At 39.5% G+C, this 23,708-nt stretch carries 19 protein-coding genes; 15 read left to right on the top strand and 4 right to left on the bottom strand.

Annotated features, from left to right (window positions below):
* Positions 1 to 3: 3 nt before the first annotated feature.
* Together CGB83_RS13805 and CGB83_RS13800 are read right to left on the bottom strand one after the other, a co-directional pair.
* Complete coding sequence (locus CGB83_RS13805; RefSeq protein WP_157761428.1) at positions 4 to 813, bottom strand: complement C1q domain-containing protein; 810 nt, start codon at positions 811 to 813, stop codon at positions 4 to 6.
* 12 nt (positions 814 to 825) lie between these two features.
* Complete coding sequence (locus CGB83_RS13800; RefSeq protein WP_100076321.1) at positions 826 to 1,689, bottom strand: complement C1q domain-containing protein; 864 nt, start codon at positions 1,687 to 1,689, stop codon at positions 826 to 828.
* 540 nt (positions 1,690 to 2,229) lie between these two features.
* Between CGB83_RS13800 and CGB83_RS13795 the strand changes: the two genes are divergently transcribed.
* The 14 genes from CGB83_RS13795 (at position 2,230) to CGB83_RS13735 (ending at position 21,323) form a co-directional block, all read left to right on the top strand.
* Positions 2,230 to 2,733 carry a M15 family metallopeptidase gene (locus CGB83_RS13795; protein ID WP_100076320.1) on the top strand — a complete coding sequence of 168 codons (504 nt, stop codon included), beginning with the start codon at positions 2,230 to 2,232 and terminating at the stop codon, positions 2,731 to 2,733.
* Between the two features lie 317 nt (positions 2,734 to 3,050).
* Entirely contained in the window at positions 3,051 to 4,088 is a 1,038-nt protein-coding gene (locus CGB83_RS13790) for a patatin-like phospholipase family protein (RefSeq protein WP_100076319.1), read from the top strand.
* Between the two features lie 666 nt (positions 4,089 to 4,754).
* Positions 4,755 to 5,363 carry a DUF2589 domain-containing protein gene (locus CGB83_RS13785; protein WP_100076318.1) on the top strand — a complete coding sequence of 203 codons (609 nt, stop codon included), beginning with the start codon at positions 4,755 to 4,757 and terminating at the stop codon, positions 5,361 to 5,363.
* 68 nt (positions 5,364 to 5,431) lie between these two features.
* On the top strand, positions 5,432 to 6,115 hold the full coding sequence (locus tag CGB83_RS13780) for a hypothetical protein (protein WP_100076317.1): 684 nt from the start codon (positions 5,432 to 5,434) through the stop codon (positions 6,113 to 6,115).
* Positions 6,115 to 6,669 carry a hypothetical protein gene (locus tag CGB83_RS13775; protein ID WP_100076316.1) on the top strand — a complete coding sequence of 185 codons (555 nt, stop codon included), beginning with the start codon at positions 6,115 to 6,117 and terminating at the stop codon, positions 6,667 to 6,669. The genes CGB83_RS13780 and CGB83_RS13775 overlap by 1 nt, the downstream gene beginning before the upstream one ends.
* Before the next feature lie 188 nt (positions 6,670 to 6,857).
* Positions 6,858 to 7,025 (top strand): hypothetical protein, encoded by a 168-nt coding sequence (locus tag CGB83_RS20185; RefSeq protein WP_157761427.1) that lies wholly within the window; start codon positions 6,858 to 6,860, stop codon positions 7,023 to 7,025.
* A 275-nt stretch (positions 7,026 to 7,300) separates the two neighbouring features.
* Complete coding sequence (locus CGB83_RS13770; RefSeq protein ID WP_100076315.1) at positions 7,301 to 12,250, top strand: hypothetical protein; 4,950 nt, start codon at positions 7,301 to 7,303, stop codon at positions 12,248 to 12,250.
* 179 nt (positions 12,251 to 12,429) lie between these two features.
* A complete protein-coding gene (locus tag CGB83_RS13765; RefSeq protein WP_100076314.1) occupies positions 12,430 to 16,191 on the top strand; it encodes a hypothetical protein in 3,762 nt (1,253 codons plus the stop codon).
* 72 nt (positions 16,192 to 16,263) lie between these two features.
* Entirely contained in the window at positions 16,264 to 17,214 is a 951-nt protein-coding gene (locus CGB83_RS13760; RefSeq protein WP_100076313.1) for a hypothetical protein, read from the top strand.
* 239 nt (positions 17,215 to 17,453) lie between these two features.
* Positions 17,454 to 18,434 (top strand): hypothetical protein, encoded by a 981-nt coding sequence (locus CGB83_RS13755; protein ID WP_100076312.1) that lies wholly within the window; start codon positions 17,454 to 17,456, stop codon positions 18,432 to 18,434.
* A 3-nt stretch (positions 18,435 to 18,437) separates the two neighbouring features.
* Positions 18,438 to 18,986 (top strand): hypothetical protein, encoded by a 549-nt coding sequence (locus CGB83_RS13750; protein ID WP_100076311.1) that lies wholly within the window; start codon positions 18,438 to 18,440, stop codon positions 18,984 to 18,986.
* 299 nt (positions 18,987 to 19,285) lie between these two features.
* A complete protein-coding gene (locus CGB83_RS13745; RefSeq protein ID WP_100077598.1) occupies positions 19,286 to 20,206 on the top strand; it encodes a helix-turn-helix transcriptional regulator in 921 nt (306 codons plus the stop codon).
* Positions 20,207 to 20,264: 58 nt separating this feature from the next.
* Complete coding sequence (locus CGB83_RS13740; RefSeq protein ID WP_228419934.1) at positions 20,265 to 20,891, top strand: energy transducer TonB; 627 nt, start codon at positions 20,265 to 20,267, stop codon at positions 20,889 to 20,891.
* Entirely contained in the window at positions 20,892 to 21,323 is a 432-nt protein-coding gene (locus CGB83_RS13735; protein ID WP_100076310.1) for a nucleoside deaminase, read from the top strand.
* Here CGB83_RS13735 and CGB83_RS13730 read toward each other — a convergent pair whose 3' ends face one another.
* Positions 21,324 to 21,860 (bottom strand): GNAT family N-acetyltransferase, encoded by a 537-nt coding sequence (locus tag CGB83_RS13730; RefSeq protein ID WP_228419933.1) that lies wholly within the window; start codon positions 21,858 to 21,860, stop codon positions 21,324 to 21,326. It lies immediately after the preceding gene.
* 64 nt (positions 21,861 to 21,924) lie between these two features.
* The gene (locus CGB83_RS13725) at positions 21,925 to 22,683 is read right to left on the bottom strand and encodes a type III pantothenate kinase (RefSeq protein ID WP_100076308.1); all 759 of its coding nucleotides are present in this window, start codon (positions 22,681 to 22,683) and stop codon (positions 21,925 to 21,927) included.
* A gap of 163 nt (positions 22,684 to 22,846) precedes the next feature.
* On the opposite strand from CGB83_RS13725, the gene CGB83_RS13720 reads away from it, so the two are divergent.
* A complete protein-coding gene (locus CGB83_RS13720) occupies positions 22,847 to 23,683 on the top strand; it encodes a M23 family metallopeptidase (protein ID WP_269467126.1) in 837 nt (278 codons plus the stop codon).
* Positions 23,684 to 23,708: the final 25 nt, after the last annotated feature.

Genomic DNA, 23,708 nt, shown 5'->3' with positions numbered 1-23,708 from the left:
TTTTTATAATCCAAAAATGCTTAGAGAAGTATTGGTGCCGTCAGCATCCAATGATTTTGTGCTTCCCAAGTTTTGATTGATCGCTGCTTTAATCTGGTCTCCCTGATTCAGGTTGAAAATCCCCGAGCAGCCCCCTGCTACCCTGTTGGCGATGGTATTATTGCCGGGATAACTTCCTACACACCTGAATATCTTATTGGTTGCAGCTGTGGAGTTGGTTTCAATCGTGCTTTCATAGCGGGCATCATTTCCGATGCTGCCGGAGGCAAATGAAAAAGTAAACGCAACGACATATATCCCCGGCTTTGAAGCTGTAAAAACACCTGTTGACGGATTAAAGCTCCCGTTTACATCGGTATTTTCAGTCCATGATATCATATCTGTTTTCGTTCCGTTACCGAAACTCTGCTGTGAAGAATTTTGGGCATCTACGAAATCATTCGTGCTTTTAAAGGCTAAAGGAATCCATGCATTGCCGTCTGAATAGCTAAGATTTTTTGTTCCTGAATTATACCGTACTGCTCCGGCTTTAGCATCGGTAGCTGTTTGTGCAGTGGACCCGATACCTAAAGCATTCACATTCTCACCTGATCTCAGGTCTAGCCTTGTTTTAGGGGACTTGGTCCCTACTCCGAGATTTCCGGTCTGGGTAACCACTACATCATCATAATACCCTGAAGCCGCTCCCGACGTATTTTTTTTACTGTCTACATGCAGTATCCCTTCAGGAGACACATCATTAATTCCAACCTGCGCATGCAGACAGCCTGAAAAAACGGTAACAAATAATAAGGCTGTAAATTTGTGTTTCATAATCATTTGTGTTTATTGTTCTATTATGGAAAGATTAATAAAACCGTTATCGGGACTGGAAGTAGAGTTATCTGTTCTCAGACTCAGATCCCCGTTATATACAGACTGATAGATCTGAGGCTGAAAAACATCTCCCTTGTTGAGATAAACTCCTGCAATGCATGAACCTGCAATCTGAGCCTGTCTGGAAGTATTTGAAAAAGATTTGATGCATTTTTTAACGGTATTGGTTCCGTTGACAACATACCTGGCTTCGGAAAAATATCCTGAAACAATAGGGACACGTACAAAATCATAAGTAAAGGATACCAGATAAATACCGGTTCTGGGCGCCGTAAAAATTCCCGTTGAGGAATTAAAGTTATTGGACGGATCTGAAATTTCATTCCATCCCTGGATTCCGGTAGCGACCTGATAAGGAATTTTGATTGTAAAATTAGCCGTCAGTATATTCGCTACCAGTACAGATTTGGTAGGTGTGGAAACAAGTTCCTGCCATACGGTTCCATCAGAATACTGCATCTTACCTCCATTAAATGAATTGTACCTTAACGCACCCTCTCCGGCATCTGATGCAGTCTGGGTGGTTTTTCCCACTCCGATAGCATTATCCGTATTTACTGTGGAGCGTGCATCTATTTTTACTGCCGGGGATAAGGTTCCGATACCAATTTCGCCGGAAGAAGTAAAAACAATATCATTTGCAGCCTGTGATGAGTTTGGGCTTCCGGAGTCCGGGTTATCTTTTGAGCCGTCTACATGAAAAGCAGCCTGTGGATTTCTGGTATTAATCCCTACATTCTGCGCTCTGACGGTATTGAAAATAAGACATCCCGAAACTACGGACACCCTCATTAAAGAAATAAAAATTTTCATATCATTTGATGTTTTTAGAATACAAATGTGTTTTTAGATTCTTCACAAAGATAAAATCAAAAATATTTCCTCTGCAAGGCCTCTTAATTCACTCAAAAACATAAACAACTGAAAACCTGAATTTTAAATCGCTTATTTTAACTATTCCATACTAACAAAATTCGGAATTTTAATAATTTTAAGGAGGTACAAGTCTCAATAAGGTGTGAAATCTCTCTTGATAAGGGTGTTATTTTTATAAAGAATTTTGTATTCCGGAGAAATTTTTACAGATCAAAATATCGGTCAATGAAATTGTTGAATGGGTCTTTTATGAGCTTATTTGTCATGTAAAGATAAAGGTTAACCTATTTTGAATGGTTATCTTTAGCATACGCTTTCATAAGCTATCGCTAGTTTTTTAAAAATTTCTTTTCAAATAAAGAGACCTAAATGAATTAAATATTATATTCGTTAACAGATTACCAGTATAAAAGGTATTAAATACGTCAAGTTTTGTCGTTCCGGGTATTTATTTTTGTTATCAAACAATATATTATTATGGACAAAGTAACTTTACAGAGAATAGATCAGCTACACCCAATCGTAAGGGAAGAAGTGAAGCAGATTATCAAAGAGTGTGACGAAGCCCTTACAGGAAGGGCTAAAATAAGGATTACCCAGGGGCTGAGGTCATTTGAGGAACAGGAAAAACTGTATGCTATAGGAAGAATCACGAAAGGAAAAAAAGTTACCAATGCCAAAGCAGGTCAGAGCATCCATAATTACGGTCTTGCTGTCGATATATGCCTGATGATCGACGGTAAAACGGCAAGTTGGGATACTGCGAGAGACTGGGACAATGACCAGGTAGCCGATTGGTATGAATGCGTGAAAATTTTTGCTAAACATGGCTGGGACTGGGGTGGTAACTGGAAAACGTTTAAAGACCTCCCCCATTTTGAAAAGAAAGAGCTTCGAACCCCTAAAGGAGTTATAAAGACAAGCTGGAGAGCATTGTCTAAAATGGCGAGAGATAAGAGCGGTTATGTAGTCTTGAACTGATGACCACTTTATTGGACTTTTCAAAAATAGCAGACCAAATGACTCTATATCAATTTTTTAAAAAGAATTATTTTTCTATCCTTCTAATCAGATTTCTATAATTTTTCATCATTTAATAATCTATATAAAAATCATTTAAAATAAAATCTCTTTACAGAGATTTTATTTTAAAACACGTCAACTTCTGTCGCTTCCCCATCCTACTTTTGTTTTACGAGAACCATATAAAGCAATACTCCCGACCAATAGATAGCCTATATCTGTTGGTTGGGTTGTCTAAAGGCCTAATGTGTTTCTTCTAAAAAGTTAACAATCACATGAAAAAGACAACCATTCTTTCTTTGGACGGAGGCGGGATTAGAGGTATCATTACCTGTATTATCCTGCGTTACATAGAGGAACAGCTTCAGTATTACGATAAGCCGGGTGCCAAGCTCGGAGATTATTTTGATATGGTTGCAGGAAGCAGTACAGGAGGACTGATTGCTTCTATCATTCTATGTCCTGACGAACACCGGAAAGCCAAATATTCCATCCGAAAAGGGCTGGAATTATATGCTGAAAAAGGTGGCGACATATTCCAGGTTTCTTTTTGGGAAAGGCTGCTCAATCCATTCGGGCTGCTTAATGAAAAAATTTCCCAAGAGGCACTTGAAAAAAACCTGAACGATTTTTTTGGAAATTTAGAACTTAAGGAATTGATTAAACCCTGCCTCATCACAAGTTATGATATAGAAAACAGGAGGGCAAAACTTTTCAATTCGTTTAAAGCGAACCTGAGCACAGATAATTTTTACGTTAAAGATGTTTGCCGGGCAACTTCAGCAGCTCCTACCTATTTCAGCCCGGTTCAGATCAAATCGATGTACGGACAGATTTTCAGCCTGATTGACGGAGGTATGTTTGCCAATAATCCGGCACTTTGTGCATACGCAGAAGCCAGGAAAACGCCTTTTGCGGAAATCCTTAAAAACCATCAGAAGGCCAATAATCCCGGTGTGGGTGATATGCTGATCGTTTCTATCGGCACCGGTATTGAGGCCCGTCCCTATTCTTTTAAGAAGCTGGAAAAGGCGGGAAAAATAAGCTGGGTCAATCCTATTATTGACATCCTGATGTCAGCCAATGCTGAAACGGTAGATTATCAGCTTTGCCAGATGTTCCAGACATTAGGACAAAGAAACCAGAAAAACTATTACCGGCTTAATCCATCGCTTAAAAATGCTTCACCGGCTATGGACGATGTAAGGAGAAGTAATATTGAAAACCTGATCCAGGCGGGACTGGCCTATATTGATGATCATCGCGAAACATTAAATCAGATTGTTCAAAAATTGATCAGGAATAAAATATAACCTCTTTAGCTTATAAATCATTAAAATAAGTAAATATGCTTATAATTTAACTTTATAAGGTGTAATATATCAGTTGTCATTAACTATATTCCACGACCTGGTCTTACTTTCTTAATGGCAACTGCTGTATTATAGGCTGATTATGAATCCTTTGTGCTCATATTACATCAACTAAACTCAATACCTATGATCATCTTTGAAAAAATTTATATTACGTCAAGTTCTGTCGCTGCATCTGAATATATTTGAACCAGAATAAAACAATAACCAGTTAAATAAATAGCATACAGATTATTCAGGCACTTTTCCTACTGAATTAAGAACGGCAAAACTGACAAGCAAACCACACTCTACTACCCATACACTAACTGACAATTTATATTGAAATTTTTTATAACACGTCAAGTTCTGTCGCTGCGCCTGAATATATTTGAATCAGAATAAAAACTATAACCTAAAAACCAATAATCATGAAAATATTTTACACCGACACCCGTCGTCCAGAAATTCAATAGCCGGCACTCCGGACTATCCGAACGTATACTTATCCTATTATTCCCACAGATTTCAGTCAGTAAACAGACTGGATATGTACTCCCTATCCCTAATAGTAGCTAGCACAACTATATTTTTCAACCAAATTATTAACCTTTAAAACCCATTATTATGGCAAATTTAGTACAAGAATTAAACAGTTTAGATTTCAGCGTTTATATTGGCGGCCCCTTGCAGGCAGCAGTAAAAGCCCAGCATGACGCTTCTATTTCACAGGTCAACTTCATCAAGGAAGTAGGCTTTATGCCAGCGGTTGCCGCCTCAGGATCAGGTTCCACCGCAGTGGCTGCTACACCGGCTCAACTGAGGTATGTAGACTTTAATTATCAAAAGTCAGTTCCCAATCCAGCGTATGACCCTGCAGTATCAGGCTCAAAGCCTTTCAATGAATCAAGTGTGAACCTGAAAGTGCCTTTCCTGACGATGCTGACTATTCCGGCCCTGAGAATTGATGAGATGACCATTGATTTCAACGCCAAATTAAACTCAGTTGAGACTCAGAATGTGTCCAGTGAGTTCAGTGGAAATGCGAGTTTAAGCGCGAAATTCTGGAAGGTGAAGTTCAATGCTTCTGCATCCTATAAAAAGACATCATCCAGTACTTCAACTACTGAAAGAACTTATACATTAGGCGTACACGTAAAAGCAGTGAATGATGAACTGCCGGCCGGACTTTCCAGAATCCTGGACATGCTGGAAGACAGCATTGCTGCCGTTTAATTTTTTCGGATGGCTGTTACGGCAGCCATCCTTTTATACCATTTATACTAATCATAAAAAACTTTATCATGCCGACATTAAATGAATACCTGGGAGGAATTGTTTCCGAAATTGCTTCCGCACGCAAAATGGCCGACCTCCAGACCATACAGATTGCCAGAGAATATGCCAAGGATGAACTGCTTAAAAACTTTTCCGTTCCAAGGATGAAAATAGGGACCGTAGACCTCACCATCCCTTTTGCCCAGGCAGGAGGCCTGCCTATTCTCCAATTAAGGGATTTTGCCTATGATGAAATCACCAAAGTACTTAAAACAAATTATGACCCGAGCGACAGAGAATCAGATCTCCATCTGAGAAAAGCCCTTATAGAACTGGAGTCTGAATATGATGAAATCATTGATCAGTTAACATCACAGGAAATAAAAAATGTATATCCCAGATATGAAAAATATTTCGGAAATATCGTCTACCGCATTGCTGAAATATGCGAATCTCTTCCTAACATTTACTGGAAGGAAACCAGTATTGAAACGTTGCGTGAGAGCCTCCTCAGCCGCACAATCTATGAAGCGAAGAAAGTTATTGAAAAAACACCTGACAACAGTGTGATCGTAGAAGCGTCCAAACTGATGGAGCTTGATCCGAAATGCCTGATTTATGCTAAAATGAGCATCAGTGAAACCGGTATGGAATGGTCACGCTATGAAGATATTGACGGAAACATTGTTGAAACCCTAATCCCTGAATAATGAAAAAATCACAATTTATCCTGGTTACCCAACTGAAAGAAAAGCTGCTGGAATTCCCGTCTGTCGTATCCTCACTTGACAAAAAAGACCCTTATTTTATTGATAAGATTATGGACTGGCTCAAGGCTTCTGAAAATATCCTTTCTACCTATAATATCAGTGAAGTATCGGAAATTGCTGGCTTCAGGAGTAAAATTATTTCGGCCAGGCTGACTGATGGCAGAGGAATCAACATCAGGAAAAACCAGACCAAGGCAGCTTCCGGAATTCTCTACGATATCCAGAATACCGTATTGAATGTACTGATTCCCTATGAAAGGAAACTAAACGACTGCAGAGAGATCATCAAACAGCTTTTAACACTGGCAGCACCCATCTATACCCCAAGATACAACAACAGTATGGAATTCAATGATTTCATACGCAATATCTGGCTGTACCTGCTCACCCATAATGAACTGAAAATGGGTACTGTAAAGCTGAAATCCATGCTCTCTGAAATGGACATTCTCATGCTCATGGGAGACGAAATAGAACTCACTGACTTCACCTAAAAAATAACTCATTATTGAGTTATTTTTTTTATTACGTCAAGTTTTGTCGCACCACGCTTATACCTTTGAATCAGAGCCAAGACAAGAAATCCTTTTATCTGCTTTTATCCATACAACAACTTATAAAACAAAGAATATACTGACAAATTTTAACAATTCATACCCAATCCAATAAATAGTATTATCATATGGAAACACAATACAAACATTCAGAACCTGTTCTTGATGAAGACCTCTACACCATAGACTGGAGCGACATCGAAAATACAGAAATGGACTATGAGAATTATCTCAAAGACATTGAAAATTTTTTCCGGGAAGATTATGAAACCGATATTCCTGAAGAAGAATTCTAAAAATATTACAGCACAAACAGCTTCTGTTGCCTACCCGATTCACATCTGACCAGACCTGACTCCTGACCATTACCAAAACCTTTTCAGCTCCTTTAGATTCATCATTGACGAAATGACGGACAGCCAGAATAATGTCTATGATCAGCTTAAAGTATCTCACATAGGAAAAACACTCAAAAATGAGCGGGTATCATGCTCAGCCATTCTAAAACATCATAAATGGAAGGCCGGTAGCTGATAGCTTTATTATCTACGCATAAATTAAAAAGAAAAAAATGTTAAACAAAGAAGAACTAAAAAAATTATTTGAGAACGGAGATATTCCCAGACAGGAAGATTTCTGGGAATGGCAGGCATCTTACTTCCATAAGGAGGACAGCATCCCTCCTGAAAACATTGCCTATGATTTTACCAGGAAAGCAGATCTTGTCGACGGTAAAGTTCCGGCATCGCAGCTTCCCAGCTATGTGGATGATGTCCTTGAATTCGGATCTTATGCAGAACTGCCACAACCGGGTGAGAAAGGAAAGATCTATATCACTACAGGAGATAACAAACAATACCGATGGGGCGGAAGTTCCTATGTGGGGATTGATAATACCCAGTTAGGCAATTATATTCCGTATGAGGGTGCTGACCGTACTGTAAGCCTCAACAGCCAGAACCTGCATGATATTAAACACTTTTATTCCCATTCCGGAATTCAGGATGGCACCATGGGACTTTCTGTTATCAATGATGCCGTTGGAGGATTCAAAAGCAATCTGCTGATCAGAATTTCCGCTGTGGCGGGCAACATGCTGACCTTTACTGTGAAGCTATACAGCTATCCTTATGAATTTTATGAATTTCAGATCAACCTGTACAGGTATCAGGAAAATCATTATGAACCTACCGTAAACTGGAAATCCGGAGAATCTACCCATATCGGGAAAATTGAATTTTATAAAGATCCTGCTTCCGGAGACTTTTACGTACTGATCTTAGGCTCACAGCTGGGTATATTTGCTTATCCGAGGGTTGCCATTACAGATCTCCAGGCTTATTTGGGAGATCAGACTTTCAATAAAGACCATTGGAAGCTGGAATGGGATGCGGACGCTTCAAGCCTTGTGTTGCAGGCAACAACGCTCAGCGAATATTTTAAGAAAGATTCAAGAGCTGTCACTACGCATACTGACCAGGCCATTTCAGGAAGCAAAACATTCAAAAGAGATTTAAACTTTACGGATGATGGCCTGGGGATCAATTTCGAAGCAGGTAACAAAATTTACAAGAAGGCTGGTTCAGGAATAACGTTAAAAAAAGGAAGCAGTAATCAGAATCCGCGGGTAGAAAACAATGACGGTACTAAAAGCTGGGAAATCATCCATGAAGGTAACCTGCAGAATATCGTATCCGGCAATAATGGCTGGGGCGGAAATTTCAATAATATTACGGACCCTAATATTACCCACAAATCCGGTTTTTTCGGCGCAGATCCTAATGGCAATTTACCGGAAAGCTATTATTCGGCATGGATTAACGTCAACGCATGGGCTGAACATGACAACTATGGGTTTCAACTGGCATCTCCGTTATTTGGGGACAATATGTATTTCAGAAAGTACAGGAGTACCGGATATGACCAAAAAAACCATACGGATTGGTATAAGCTGTGGACGAGTAATAATTTTAACCCAAATGATTACTGGGGAAAAAGAGATATGGGTATCTACAGGGCGATAACGACCAATAAGCCTCTGGGTATCCTGAATGAAAACAATCAGGCACAACGACTGCTAACAGGAGGATTACTGCTTTCTGACGGATATGTGGACGAATCGTTAGTTCCTCATCTTGGAATATACTCAAAAGGGGATATAAATACGCCTGGAACGGTCATCAGTGATAAGTTTTCTTCTTCAAAATTAAATGGCAGCCAAATTATTAATGCAAGTAATGCAGATCAGCTTTATATTGGAAATCCTATAGTCGATACGGTCTACCATGAATCGGGAAACAACCATATTTTTACCAGTAAGGGAAATCCAGGCCTCACAGTAGACTCCAACGGAAATATAAAGGCAAGGAATGCAGTCAATGCAGGCAATGATTCTGAGATCGGGGGAAGAATATTCGGGAAAAGGACTATGATTGACACCTTAGGTCTGGATGAATCCAAATATTATCCGGTTACGATCCAATGTAACAGCTATTACCCTTCTACCATTAAAGTGTACAGAACATTGGATAGTTCAATGGGTGTTCCCTCTTATTCAACACATGGTGGCGGATTCTGGTGTTACTACGAATTCGAAGTCTATGGAAGTGGCTGGGGAACCGCTCATTTTAAAGCGATTTGCAATTACCAGGATGAGTCCTGGGTAAAAGATGATACTAAAGTAATCGGATATGATCAGATGCCGCGTTCTTCGGATGTCGTAATTTATGTCAGGGGAGGATCCAAATACTGGTTTGATGTTAACAGTACATCGGTTCCTACTCTTCACATCTCATCGTATACCGTACATAGTCAGACTATAGAACCTACAGAATCCAGAATCTGGAGTGGCGGAATTCTGATGAATGCCAATACCAATGACATTCACAACGCCGTAAATGATTTAGGAAGCACATTAAAGGATTACGTGACACTGGATACTCCACAGACGATAGATGGTAAAAAGACTTTTAATGGCGCTGACGGCAATGGATATAACGGTGCGGCAATTATGCTTAACGGTAATGGATCTTTTAATACTATATTTCCAACCATAGCTTTTCATCAGCCTACTCAATATGCCGGAACCATCAGCTATAGAGGAAATGATGCAGGTTTTTTCTTTAAAGATATCAACGGAGACGGATCTGCCAAAGTTACTGCAAACGGTTTTCTTAAGGCGGGATCTAGTGATGATTACTTACTTCTTGGAGGTGGCGGACATCGAAATATGCAAGATTTCATCTGTGGATCAAATCCAACAGGAACCATTGAAGCTTACCCTCCGGATTTAGGACAGTCATTAGGTACATTTAATCCAAAAAAATCTGGCTTTTATAGACCAAACGGCGATAATGACTATGGTTCGTTATTGATGTGGGTCAATCACTCACAAGTTGGTAACGGTGAGTATGGGGCCGGCCTTGCTTTTTCTTATACCGGTGAAAATGTATATCTAACTGGAAAAGATAGCCATGGAGTAAAAATGCTTAATAAAAGAATATGGCATGCTAACAATCTGCCAATTTCAAATGTAGACTATCTAGCATATTTAACAAATGTGGGAGCTGCCACAATAGCAATGCTAGACAATTATGTGCCCCAAAATGCTAAGATTGAAATTGATGTCCCAAATGGAAGTAACTATGATAATCCTTATTTTGGATTAAAAGCTTCTAATCTAGATGGTACTTTTGGAGGAATAAGTATCCCATCATCAAATAATATGGTGATAACTGTTGGTAATAATTATACTTGGGGAGTTATCAACTTACAGCCATATGGTGGTCAGGTAAAAGTTAATGGATATGATGTTTTAAGTACTAGTAATGGAATAGCCGTTGATAAAAATGGAGGCATTAATAACGGTTCAGCAAAAAGATCGAATACAGTTTGGTTTGATTATAATTGGGCTGGAACAGGCGATGCAGGATCTGTTATTAATTACTCTGGGATAGGAGGAGATTACAGTGTAGAAATATTTTCAACTTACTCAGGTAATGATGCATTAGGCTTTAGAACCCATAATGGTGATGGTAATGCAGGTTGGACAAAGCCCAAATATATATGGCATTCGGGTAACTTCAAACCAGATTCCAAAGCAAATGTCAGTCAACTATTTAAAAATTTAATTCACACTAAGAATCTAAATACAGTAATCGATTCGGGTATATACCGACAGGAAGAACCTTCTTCTGGATATTATTATACGACTACACTAAACTTAAATTCTGATGATGGCAGGCAGCAGCTTACTATTGATCGTTATGATAAGGGTATGAAGTTTAGAAGTACTCAATATGGTTCTGGTGATCAAGGTTGGACAGATTGGAGGACGGTGGTAACCGCTGAAACTGATCAACATATTACGGGCTCAAAAACATTGGATAGGGCTCAAGGTAATTATGGTAACGGTTGGAATCTAACTAAAAATAAAGATACTTATGCACTATTAGTTGAGACAGGTCAAGGATCATCACCTACTGATAATTATGGTACAGCAATAGGATTTTATAATAAAGCATCTGGAGGAGCTCAGGCAAGTATCATTGTTAGAAATAATGGAGCAAATGGTACCTCAATGGGTTTTACTACTACTGATTCATATGCTGCAGGTCCTCAACTTGCTCTAAGTATTAGTAATATTGGCAAAGTCAATTTTGAGAGACAATTACCATCATTTCAGAATAAAGATTTAGCTACACAAGCATGGACTGCTGATAATTGTATCACAACTGATACTTCATCACAAACTAAAGCTGGTAATCTTGCCCTAGGAGGAGGAGCTGTATTTAAAGTAAATGGTACAGAGTTTAATCATATAGAATCATTTAATGCGCCTGGTGCTTATAATATAGTTTCTGCCTGGGTATATAGTCATTATGACACTAGGTGGAAAGTAGGCAATAATAGGGGGGGTAACACTGATAGTGCTTTTTTTAGTTTCCAATTTTCAAATGATGGGGGCGCTAATTATACAACTAAAGTCAACATTGATTCTGTATATGGTAATATCTATACTGAAAATTATGGAAGTGCGGATAAATGGATTCAAGCATACAATTGGGGCAACCACGCAAATGCAGGATATGCAACACAAAATTATGTCAGCCAGAATTATATTCCGAAATCACATCCGGTTAATAATATCACCGCTGCAAATATTGATACCTGGGATAACGCCATCAGCCAATCATCCGCATCAGAAGAAATCATCCTGGAAGATGGTCAGCTTACCGTACAGCCTGATGAGTTTTCCCTGAAAGGCAGCAGTTCCTACGACATTGCCAGCAGAAGAAAACTGGTCCATGTATTATTCAGGGAAGGAAATGAACTGAATATCGGGAAAATCAGAAGAAGACAGACCTTTGTGATTTTTAATTTCGAAAAAGCTTCTGTCAGCATCAATATCGAAGGATTGAAGCCCTACCTATTGGCTGCGGCAAACAAGATTACCTTATATATCGATGATGACGGCGAAGTCCTGATGTTCGATCAAAATAACTTCAAAAAACTGGGTTAATACATAAATCATTTTATTGCGTCAAGTTCTGTCGCTGTCCGACATTACCTTTGAAATACAAGAAAACATAATCCAACATTCATTTTAATCTATTGCATTCAACATTCATACAATGCTGGACAGCCAGAACTATGACCAATAACTAACCTTATCAATACAAAAATTTAAACCAATAAAAAATGGCAACAACCAACAACAAAAACAATGTTTCACAAACACTGTTCAGATTTGTGAGCTTAAGAAATCCACAGCTGACAGAAACTAAAAAACAGAACTTAGGTTTTATTCTCAGGCCTTCTGAAATGCGAAGTGCTTTTAACAGCGCTGTTAATCCCGGAGATTCTGCCCTGGCAAAATTCCAGGCATTGGAAAGGGCAGCAAAAACCTTTTCCACAACAGGCTATGAGTCTGAACTGATCATCGAAAGCGGCCCTTTAGCGGAAGCATTGAAGATCGGAAGGAAAATTTCTAGAAGGGAAACACTTTCCACGGCTGATGAAACTGCCGCAAAAAACCTTTACAGCGACAGCAATATTCAGGGTGCGGTCCCTCAATTATGGGATAATCTGATTTACCAGACCGTTACAGAAAAAAACTTTTATGTAAAAGAAGCCCTCGTTCATATTTTAAAGGCGATCCATTTCGGATATGTATGTACCTTATCTCCAACGACGGAACTGGTTAAAATCAATGGCGAGGACCTGAAAGCGAAAGCACTGGATGCCCGTGTCGTACTGCCGATGAAATTTTTCGGGGACGGATATGAAGGAGAAAACTCTTCCGGCTCACAATTATCCAGCCGTAACGATGCCTTTAGGGTAGATTCCTCTGCAATTGGGGAAGCAGCCATCAGCGGCACTGACCTCCCTTTGTCTATCCACAATCAGTTGGCAGCGGAAGGTGATAAAATCTCAGATCTTTCCAGACTGAATTTTGAAAAACAGGGACTCGAAGAATTAAAAGCAGGACTGCAGGATATCCAGACCGTTTACGTAAAACTCAGGAACAAAGCCTATGATGCAGCCAGCGCTGAATATAAGGAACGGTACAGAAAGGAAATTGACGCCTACAATGAACAGCTTGAAAGAATAAAATCCCAGATCACGGAAGGAATGACTGAAGCTGAAATTGACAAGCTGTACGCAGGCCTTGAACCGCTGAATATCCCTTTATTCCAGTTTACCTACAAAAATGAGCTCAACTTTGAAGACCTTAAAAGCGGACTTTCTTTAGATTCCCTGAAGCTATTCATCAATCTTTTTACAAAAAGAACAGGAAATGCTTCAGCCGGCAGCTATGATGATAATTATACGGCTGTCATCTCAGAGCGGCAGTTACAGCTTGGGAATGTTATTGTTGAAATCACTGATTTTTATGATACGTTTGCAGAAGTTTTTGAAAAACTGGATGAGCAATGGTCAGCAGTCTTGAAGTCGTTGCTTGAGAAGTCGCCTCTCCAGGAGCAGAAATACCTTAACCTCGGGAATATCCTCGTTCCGGTAAGCAATACGCAAAGCAATCTTTCGCAGGCCGTGTCAAGAACGTATTATTTAAAGGCAGGCTATACTACTGGAATTGCCCAGACTTCTGCTTCCCTTACGTTCTATTATCAGGCGGAAAGTAATTCTTACGGATTAGGCTCAGCAAAAATTTCAGCCAGTACAGATATGGGGCTTTTTGAAGAAACCTATTCCAACATCAGCATTGTCGATAATAAGGTAACTTTTCCTCCTATCCTGGTTAACCGGTTTGGAAAAGTGATCAGGTCCCTGAAGATCCAGATTTTCTTTAACAACGGAAAACAGGCTACAGTGGAATATTCTGGGCTGGGAATTGGCCAGCCTTATACCGGGATCTTGTATACTGAAGAAATCAAGACAGACGATTCCGGTAATGACACGCCACAACCGGGCGTTTTCTTCCCTAAACATTTCGGGGTAAAAAGACTGGGTATTGCCGACTACCTCAAGGTGGTACAGACCATGCACGCCTATGTTCCTGGAGAAGTTACCCATATTGAAAATATAATGGCTAAGGAATTCAAGCAGAAATCCACCCGCAAACTGAGAAGAAGTGAGATCCAGACGACCACATCCAAATCTACCGAAAGGGAAAATCTGAATGACACGACTTCAACCACCCGAAATGACATGCAGTCTGAAGTGGCCAATATCATCCAGCAGGATATCAATGCGGAGGCCCATTTTCAGTATGGCGGTAAATCTTATCAGGTCGGCGGCAGCTTTGCCTCTCACAATGCCAAAGAAAACAGTACAAGACAGGCGGTTGCCAAATCCCAGGAAATCACGGAGAAAGCAACCGAAAGACTTCTCACTAAGGTCGCAGAAGAAAGGATTGAAAAGATCATTGAGGAGTTTGAAGAGAACAATGCCCATGGTTTTGACAACAGAAATGGTGACAAACATGTCATCGGTGTGTACCGATGGGTTGATAAAAAGATGAAAAATCAGATCTTCAACTATGGCAAGCGCACTATGTTTGAGTTCATGATCCCCGAACCGGCAAAACTGCACCGTTTGGCCACGGCCGCATCGGTGACAGAAACCCTGACTGCTCCTGTCGATCCGCGAACGGCCACTCAGCCTCGGACCATGACAGATCCTAAATCTGCTTCAGTAGATCAGATCCAGTATTGGGCAGGCATCTATGGTGTTAAGCTTACTGAACTGATCGAAACGACCAAAAAGTTCACTACAGGGTTACAGTGGATCAAGCTTAATGGAGATACCGGATATAAGCATCTGAATATTGACATCCCTGCCAATTATCAGGCAAACCACGTAAAAATGTGGTATGGATTCGAAAGAAACAGAAGAGGAGGAAGCACATTGAATACCAGCAATTTTGCCGGAGGGACTGCAACGTTCAACAATGGAGGGACTTCAGTTGACAGCATCGCCTATTTTTCTCCTCAGAATGTAACGGGAACCTACAATTTTGTTTATCAGGGGATTAATATTGATTCGGTAAATTTCAATTTTGAAATTACCTGCAATCTTTCTGATGCCTACATGAATGCATGGAAGCAGGAGAACTTCGATGCTATCATCAAAGCATATCAGGAGGCTGATGCCGCATTCCAGGAGAAGAAGAAAGAGCTTGAAGCGGCTGCCAAAGAACAGGAAAAAGAAAACCAGGAGAAAATGTCCACATTCTACCGTGATATGGAAAGGGTGATCCTTAAGCATAACTGTATCGCATTTCTCCTTCAGGATTACTCTGCTTTAGGGAAAAATCTGACCAATAATGCAAAAGCCATGCAGGATTTCAGCATCATCCTCGATGAGAACCTGGATCAGTATACCGCATTAGCTAAATTTATGGAGCAGGCCTTTGAATGGACCATTATGCAGTATACTTTCTATCCGTACTACTGGGCCAACAGAAGCGAATGGCAGAACATGTACCTGTCCAACAGTGCAGACCCACTGTTCAGGAACTTCCTTCAGGCCGGTATGGCAAGAGTGATTGTCACCGTTAATCCGGGATTTGAAGATGCCGTACAGTTCTTCCTGACTACCGGAAGGATCTGGAACGGCGGCGAAGTTCCGGTCATCGGCGATCCGATGTACATGAGCATCGTAGACGAAATGCGTGAACCGCTAGGACAGAAGCAGGGCAAAGCATGGATCACGACCTTACCTACCGCGCTTAACATCTTACAGAAGGATTCTGCAGGATTGGTGACAGAAACAGCATTACCGTTCACCCATGAAAATCCTGAAGAATTTGAGGTCCCGGAAGACGTAGTTACCGAAACTGAATTTACCATCGTGCAGTCACAGCTGAACTCCGGAAACGACCGTTTTGTTGACAATATCGAACTGAATGAAGGCTTCCTTCAGCTGACTACAGACGACAGCCCGAAAGAAGTGGTAGCCCAGCTGCCTCTGGCAGAACTGAAAAAAGCGCTTCAGTAATTCTGTTTAACCATATCAAAAGAGGCAGAGTGAATCACTCTGCCTCTTTTATTAATCTTTAAAATTAAGACAATGAAAAACACAGAATACAAAGACATGTTTGATTTTGGAGCAGAAGCTTTGTCGATGGATCATGCGTTTTCTACAACACAGTTTCCCTCGCTTAAAAATACGTTTACCATAGGAGAGCATATCAGGGGCATGAACCATGTTAGCCCGCTTGCAACGGTCAAGTTTTTCAATCAGTCCTCCGATGATCTGCTTACAAAATATTATCCTGATGCGAATTTGTATCAAAACGGTAATACTACTATAATACAAGATATTACTTTTAAAAAGAACTATAAATTTGATTCTTATAATTATTATGTCGACACTAATAAAAATGGTATTTATGGAGATCAAGATGATTTATTAGCTTTTAAATTATTGATATTCGTTTCTGATGATGGAAATAAAGTAGAAGAATATTATGAAGTAGTTAAGCCAAAAGATGATGAGGTTATTCTATTTTTAGAAAGTGATAGTAATGAATTAAGTAATGATGTTTTATATGGCAGAATGTCTGAAAAGATTAGAAGACAGTTTACCAATAACAAGGGTGATCTAAAAGACAATCTCTTTGACAACGAAGTTATGAAAGCTGTAAAAAACAGTACAAACAAGATCAATCAGGAGGTTGTAAAGGAATTAATGGAAAAGGGATATATTGAGAATAGTAAGATAAAAGAAGGATTTTTTACTTTTCTTGAATATGTAATGATGGGTATTTCCGCTCCGGCAAAAGCTCTGGGCTGGGTTCTAAAAAAACTTGGAGAAGGGATAGATTATATAAAGATATCAGATGATTTCTGGGATACAGAAATAGAAGGTTATTTTTTTAAAAAAGAAAATTTAATTAATGCCTTTACCATTTCTAATAAAATATTGAATGATATAAAAGCTCTTTTCACTGATAAAAAAGGTTTCGATTTTTCTGATCTTACTCCAAAATTTTTAAGTGATATATACTTTCACAAATAAGTTCTATAGAAAGATTTATTGATACTTATAATAACTATATAAAAGAACAAATAGAAGTTTTTTTTACTTCAGGTAATACTGCTGTACAAACAGTAAAAACTGAGTTAACAGAGGATATAGCATTACTCTGTGGAATATGGAATGGTTTAGTAGATTTTGTAGCATCAACCCTTAAATTCTTTGGTGCTTTATTAGAAACTCCTTTTGATATCAGTAAGGATTTTCAGAAAACTCTAGAAATGATTGATAATTTTTGGAATATGTTGGATATGACATTACTAAAAAATATATGGGAAGCAATAAAAGAAGGTGTAATCCAGATCAAAGATTATTTAATCAACAAAGATTCAGATGAATTTAATTGGGTTAGAATAAATTACACAGCGGGATTTACAATGTCATTTATAGGAACTTTTTTTATCCCTTTCGCGGATATTGCTAAAATAAGTGAAGTTGGAAAAATTGGAGAAGTTTTAGCAAAAATAAATTCTGAAATAGGAAAAACGATTTCTCAAACTGCTAAATTTGTAAAGATCCAGACTGCAGAAGCTTATCAAAAAGTAAACAAGGCATTAGAAGATTTAATTTTAATTTTTAAAACAGGAGGCCAAAAGTTAAAGGATTTTATAAAAAATCTTTGGAGAAAAATTGCTGACTGGTTTTTAAAAAATAAAAAAATGCTTCTTTATGAAGGTGCAGGCAATGAAATAAGAACTACTTTAGCCAAAGTAGTAGATATAGCAAATGACTTGGCTCCTGTAGAAATACTTGAATATGAAAAGAAAATTTTTGGATTTACTCATGAATATGCAGGAATTAGAAAGGCTACAGGTGAGCTGATCAAGGATATCTCAAGTGGGAAACGTAAAGAAGTGAATTTAAAAAAATATACTGAGCACTTAATAGGGGCTACAGTAACACATAATCATCCTGCAGGTAGCAGTTTAAGTACAGGAGATATTAGAAATTTTCTACTTAACAGTATGCAGGAGCTTAGAGCTGTAGCATCAACTGATAGAAGTGTTTTTGTATTGAGATATACAGGAGAAAAATTGACATTTAGAGAAATCTCAGTAATACAAAAAGAAATAGCGAAAATTTTATTACCAAAAGGGATTCCTGTTGATTATAACTCTTTAGATGTTGCCGATTTATGGATAGAAAAATTATTGGAACACTATGGTAACAGAGTTGAATATATTCACTATAAAAAATTATAAATTATGATTAAAAATAAAGATTTAGAAGTTTTATACTATATTACTCCCCAAAAATATAGAGCAGTACTAGATGGAGAAGGAGATCCAAAAACTATGGAAAATTTACAAAAAGAAGAAGTTTTGGAAGAATTATTACTAGAATGTTCTCTCCCCGAACTGATTTCTACATTAATAAAAATTTTCAAGGAAAAATATGCAAACCCCCTCCCTATCTGGACTGGAATTGTAGATTACGAAGTAAAGACTAAAAAAGAAAATTCTAAAAGGCAAGATATCAAAAAACTGAAATTTGATTTCCAATATGGAGTTACAAACGATCTTAGAGCAAATGCTGAATATCTGGATAACTTATTTTTGGAATTTACATCAGAATTTCATGAGGGTAAAAGTGTAATCAAGACAAGTTTACAAGGAAAATCATTTACAGAATCTACTCAAGGGATTAAAACTATTTTTGTCATTACTAACAGTCCAATTTCAAAGATAGAATGTACATCCAGAACCTTTCAACTATTTATAGATAAAAATTTTTTTATAGATTATGGCCAGTAAAGCAGTCCTTTTAAATTAAAACGATTCATATTGCATAATCCAATTAAAAAAATTCTAAATCTAAATTCGTCAATTTGAATAACATATAAAGAATTACTCCGAAGTCTCTACACTTCGGAGTTTATTTTTACCATCATTCAGTATCAGATAAAACTACATCAGCAAAACTTATCCACAAAAATAAAACACGACACGTTTTGTCGCATTAAGCATATATATTTGTTTTATAAATTAACCCATGAAGTAGTCTTGCTTTGTTCAAAAACAGAACAGGACCACTGCAGCAAAAACAGACCGGCATGAAAAAAGACTTTTATTTAACACGATATGCTTTGATCATCAAACGATTGGAAAGCGCGCCAGCTACCTACACCCAGCTGGAAGACTACCTCCTGAATTCATTCGAATTTCAGGATGCAGGGATAAAAAGTTACTCCATCCGGACGCTGCAGCGTGACATCAGGGAGATTTCCGACCTGTTCAATCTTTCCATCCATAATAAAAAGAAGGGTGATAACCGCTACTATATTGAGAGCCGCCCCATTATGGAAGTAGACGAATACAACCAGAAGCTGCTGGAATCTTTTCAGGTGAGCAACGCCCTGAACCTTCATCCGGATTTTTCTGACTTCATATTTTTTGAAACCCGGAAACCTACCGGTGTGGAACATTTTTATGATTTGTTCTTTGCCATCCGGAACAAAAGGGTGGTGACTTTTGAACATTACAACTACAAAAATAAGCTGATGACTTCCCGCAAAGTTCATCCGTTAGCGTTAAAAGAATCCAAGGACCGATGGTACCTCATCGCCATTGATACCAAGGACAAAATGCTGAAGTCCTTTGGCCTGGACCGGATCAATTACCTTGACGTACTGAAAAATAAATTCCGGGAAAAATACAATTACAATTTCCGGGAACATTTTAAAAATGCTTTCGGGGTCATGAATCTTACCGAACAGAAGCCGCAAAGGATTGCGATCCGGTGCAGCAGGCATCAGGGAGAGTATATTAAGAGTTTCCCGCTCCACCAGTCGCAGCAGGCCATAAAAGAAACCCCTGAATACCTGTTCTTTGAATTCTTCCTCCATCCTACCTATGATTTTATGCAGGAAATTTTATCCTATGGCAAAGAAGTGACGGTTCTGGAACCTAAATGTTTAGTCGATGACATCCGCAGCCATCTTATGGAATCGCTGAATGCCTATTCCGAAAGCTGAAAAGGTAGCCCGGATTAAGATTTTTTTAAGTACATTTACTTGAATGAAATATCCCGGAATGAGATCTGTTTTTATACTGCTGTTCTGCTGCATCGCTTCCTGTTGCTTTTCCCAGCAACAAGAGGAATTCAGGCGTGTCAAAGATTTTTATAACCATCACCGGGTCATGCTGAATACCGAATTCAGGAAAAAATTTGATGCAGAAACCGGTACCCTCAACAAAATAAGCATTAAAAGTGATTTTCAGTTGTTCATGAGAAAAATGGACAGCATAGAGAACGTTGCTCTGATTGGAGCTTTGCTGAAAGTAAAAAACTTAGAGGATCTCGACAGGATCCAGAATAAAATTCCCAAACCCGACAGCCATGTCAAAGTTTCTTCCTCAACAGACCAGCCGGCGGATTATCCGGGAGGTATCAATGCATTGCGGCAGGAAGTGGGCCATCTCTTTTACGCAGCAGGAGTGTATTCCGAAATCAAAACGGTTAAAGCCAACGTAGCCTTTATCGTCGAGCGGGACGGAAGCATCAGCAATGTGCATGCACAGGGAGAGAATTTCACCTTTAACCGGCAGGCCGAGATTGCTCTGTACTCGCTATCTGAAAAGTTCACGCCCGGACACATTAACGGCGATCCGGTCCGTTTCCGTTTTCAGCTGCCTTTAACCATGAATATTGAAGACTAAATGTTCACTGACGAATATTATATGAAGATGGCTTTGCACGAAGCCGAAACCGCACGGGAAAAAGATGAGGTCCCGATAGGATGTGTGATTGTTTCCAACAACCGGGTGATTGCTAGAGCCCATAACCTGACCGAAGCCCTGAATGATGTTACCGCCCATGCTGAAATGCAAGCCATTACCGCTGCGGCTAATTTCCTGGGTGGCAAATACCTGGTGAACTGTACGATGTATGTGACGCTGGAACCCTGTGTAATGTGTTCCGGAGCGCTTTCCTGGGCACAGATCTCGAAGGTGGTGATCGGAGCCAGGGACGAGCAGCGTGGCTTCATCAACAAGCATCTTTCGCTTCACCCGAAGACAGAAATCGTCACCGGAATCATGGAAAATGAATGTTCCGCAATCGTAAAGGAATTTTTTAGATCTAAGCGTTAGTTAATCTTTATTTTTAAAGATCGAGTACATCGGAATATCGTAATATTTGCCTTCCTTTTTCAGGTGCTGCTTTAAGACGGCCTCAAGTTCCATCCCAATTTTCTGCATTACTTTTCCGGAAGACGGATTGTGCAGGAAATGAGTAGCATAAATTTTATTGAATTTCAATTCATTAAATCCAAATTCAACCACAGCCTTTGCGGCTTCCGTGATATATCCCTGATTCCAGAACGCTTTTGCCATCCAGTATCCCAGTTCTGCTTTATCGGATCCCTGATTGTGAAGACCGATAGCCCCGATCATCATTCCTTTTTTATCCCGAATTGCAAAAGTGAAAGCTTTCCTTTGCTCAAAAGCTTCCCTGGTAAGTTTTAACCAGAATTCGGCATCTTCTTTTGTATAGGGAAAAGGAATGTTGGAAGTGTATTTGGAGAATTCTTCGTGTTGCAGGTATTCAACGACCGATGGAAGATCATCTTCCTGTAATTCAGATAAGATCAGCCGGTCCGTTTCTATTCGGGGGAAATTTTGCATCATTGCTTTTTATATAACGAAGTTAATTTTAAGCTAAAGAACAGATAAATTATGATTCCTGCTAATTTTACAGGTCTTTCCCTAAAAAGTACAATCCTTTCAGGGTATGCAACCGGTCCATGACATGGATTTTATTCGTCAGGGGCTTGTACACATGGGACACACCTCCTGTTGCCACTACAAAGCAATCGTCTTTAACCTCATCGTTGATACGGTCAATAAAACCTTCTACCATTCCCAGGAAGCCATACACCATTCCGCTCTGCATACAGGTTACGGTATCCAGGCCAAGGACAGATTTGGGTTTCTTCAATTCTATTTCCGGAAGCTGCGCCGTATGGCTGATCAGGGAATTTAATGCGGTAACAATTCCCGGGGCAATGATCACGCCTAAAGTTTCCCCGCTTTCAGCGATACAGCTTGCCGTAAGGGCCGTCCCGAAATCCAGGACAATTTTCTTTCGGTCCGGATACAGGTGATGCGCGGCGACCAGATTGGCGTAAATATCCGTTCCCATCTGCTTGGATTTAGCCTGAACACCGGAAGGGGTAGTCCGGTCTACAATAACAGGAACCATCCCATGGATCTTCCGGATGGCCGAACTCATGACTTTAGTCAGCTGCGGAACCACTGAGCCTACAATGATTTTGCTGATCTCTTTCGGTTCCACTTTATATGTCTGGTACAGCATCAGCATCTGTACATAAAGTTCATCTGCCGTCCGGTACGGTTTGGTATTGATCACCCACGAAACATCACAGTTATCCCCGTTAAAAAGTCCGAAGCGGATATTGCTGTTGCCTATGTTGATTACGATTGAATTCATTGATCTTGTTTCAAAATTCTATTGATATTCCCGTATCTGCACACTGCTGAAACATCAATACTATGTTAAAAACTATGCTTTGGTAAAAGTAAAATTAATTTCCCGAAAATGCCATTGCAGTTTAAGGAAAAATCTTTTAGTTTAGCAAAAACGATTATCAGATATGATGAAAAAGCTTCTTTTTGTGATTCTCTTGGGCCAGTTCTTTATTGCGTATTCCCAGAAACCCGCCAAAATGTATTTTGAAGTCAAAAAGGATACGGTGTTTTATTATGCAGACAATATTGAAACCTATCCCATTTCTGTTGCCTTCACAGGACAGCCCGAACTCGAAAACTTACGCATGGCAGATCCATTTAAAACCATTCAGGTCCTGCGTCCGAATACCATGAAGAATAAAGTGGCATCTTTTGTAGTGACTGACAGGAAAAAAGGATGGAAACTAAAGAAAATGCCGGACTACTTTACATTAGCCGGAGATGCCACCATACAGACCTATGATACAGAATACGTCTATGACCTTCCTTTCCGGAAAGGAAAATCATTTAATATTTACCAGGGGTACAACGGGACATACTCCCATCAGAACGAAAACTCACTGGATTTTGTGATGCCCGAAGGGACGGAAATTATGGCCGCCAGGGAAGGCATTGTGATTGACGCCGTACAGGACAGCAATACCGGCTGCCCGAACATCAGCTGCGCCAACCAGGCCAATTACGTTTCCATCATGCATACCGACGGAACAATCGCCCAGTATTTCCATTTGAAGCAGAACGGCGTGAAAGTAAAAGCTGGTGATAAGGTAAAAAAAGGAGACCCGATCGCCCTCAGCGGGAATACAGGCTGGACCAACGGACCGCACCTTCATTTTGTCTGCTTTCTCCCGGATGCATCAAAACCGAAACAGAAAAACACCCTGAAAACACTGTTCAGAACAGGTGACGGATCAAAATCCGAATACCTGTCAGAAAAGAAGACTTATGCCAGGCAGTATTAAATAAAAAATCCCTGAATAAATTCTT

It is taken from the genome of Chryseobacterium camelliae (assembly GCF_002770595.1).
Taxonomy (GTDB): domain Bacteria; phylum Bacteroidota; class Bacteroidia; order Flavobacteriales; family Weeksellaceae; genus Chryseobacterium; species Chryseobacterium camelliae.
This window is presented reverse-complemented; position numbering and strand designations above follow the sequence as displayed.

Coding starts and splice junctions, on each gene's coding strand:
- CGB83_RS13760 (WP_100076313.1), top strand. CDS start 16,264: ATGAAAAACACAGAATACAAAGACATGTTTGATTTTGGAGCAGAAGCT.
- CGB83_RS13800 (WP_100076321.1), bottom strand. CDS start 1,689: ATGAAAATTTTTATTTCTTTAATGAGGGTGTCCGTAGTTTCGGGATGT.
- CGB83_RS13735 (WP_100076310.1), top strand. CDS start 20,892: ATGTTCACTGACGAATATTATATGAAGATGGCTTTGCACGAAGCCGAA.
- CGB83_RS13785 (WP_100076318.1), top strand. CDS start 4,755: ATGGCAAATTTAGTACAAGAATTAAACAGTTTAGATTTCAGCGTTTAT.
- CGB83_RS13755 (WP_100076312.1), top strand. CDS start 17,454: ATGATTGATAATTTTTGGAATATGTTGGATATGACATTACTAAAAAAT.
- CGB83_RS13780 (WP_100076317.1), top strand. CDS start 5,432: ATGCCGACATTAAATGAATACCTGGGAGGAATTGTTTCCGAAATTGCT.
- CGB83_RS13770 (WP_100076315.1), top strand. CDS start 7,301: ATGTTAAACAAAGAAGAACTAAAAAAATTATTTGAGAACGGAGATATT.
- CGB83_RS13730 (WP_228419933.1), bottom strand. CDS start 21,860: ATGATGCAAAATTTCCCCCGAATAGAAACGGACCGGCTGATCTTATCT.
- CGB83_RS13795 (WP_100076320.1), top strand. CDS start 2,230: ATGGACAAAGTAACTTTACAGAGAATAGATCAGCTACACCCAATCGTA.
- CGB83_RS13750 (WP_100076311.1), top strand. CDS start 18,438: ATGATTAAAAATAAAGATTTAGAAGTTTTATACTATATTACTCCCCAA.
- CGB83_RS13765 (WP_100076314.1), top strand. CDS start 12,430: ATGGCAACAACCAACAACAAAAACAATGTTTCACAAACACTGTTCAGA.
- CGB83_RS13725 (WP_100076308.1), bottom strand. CDS start 22,683: ATGAATTCAATCGTAATCAACATAGGCAACAGCAATATCCGCTTCGGA.
- CGB83_RS20185 (WP_157761427.1), top strand. CDS start 6,858: ATGGAAACACAATACAAACATTCAGAACCTGTTCTTGATGAAGACCTC.
- CGB83_RS13790 (WP_100076319.1), top strand. CDS start 3,051: ATGAAAAAGACAACCATTCTTTCTTTGGACGGAGGCGGGATTAGAGGT.
- CGB83_RS13775 (WP_100076316.1), top strand. CDS start 6,115: ATGAAAAAATCACAATTTATCCTGGTTACCCAACTGAAAGAAAAGCTG.
- CGB83_RS13720 (WP_269467126.1), top strand. CDS start 22,847: ATGATGAAAAAGCTTCTTTTTGTGATTCTCTTGGGCCAGTTCTTTATT.
- CGB83_RS13805 (WP_157761428.1), bottom strand. CDS start 813: ATGAAACACAAATTTACAGCCTTATTATTTGTTACCGTTTTTTCAGGC.
- CGB83_RS13745 (WP_100077598.1), top strand. CDS start 19,286: ATGAAAAAAGACTTTTATTTAACACGATATGCTTTGATCATCAAACGA.
- CGB83_RS13740 (WP_228419934.1), top strand. CDS start 20,265: ATGAGATCTGTTTTTATACTGCTGTTCTGCTGCATCGCTTCCTGTTGC.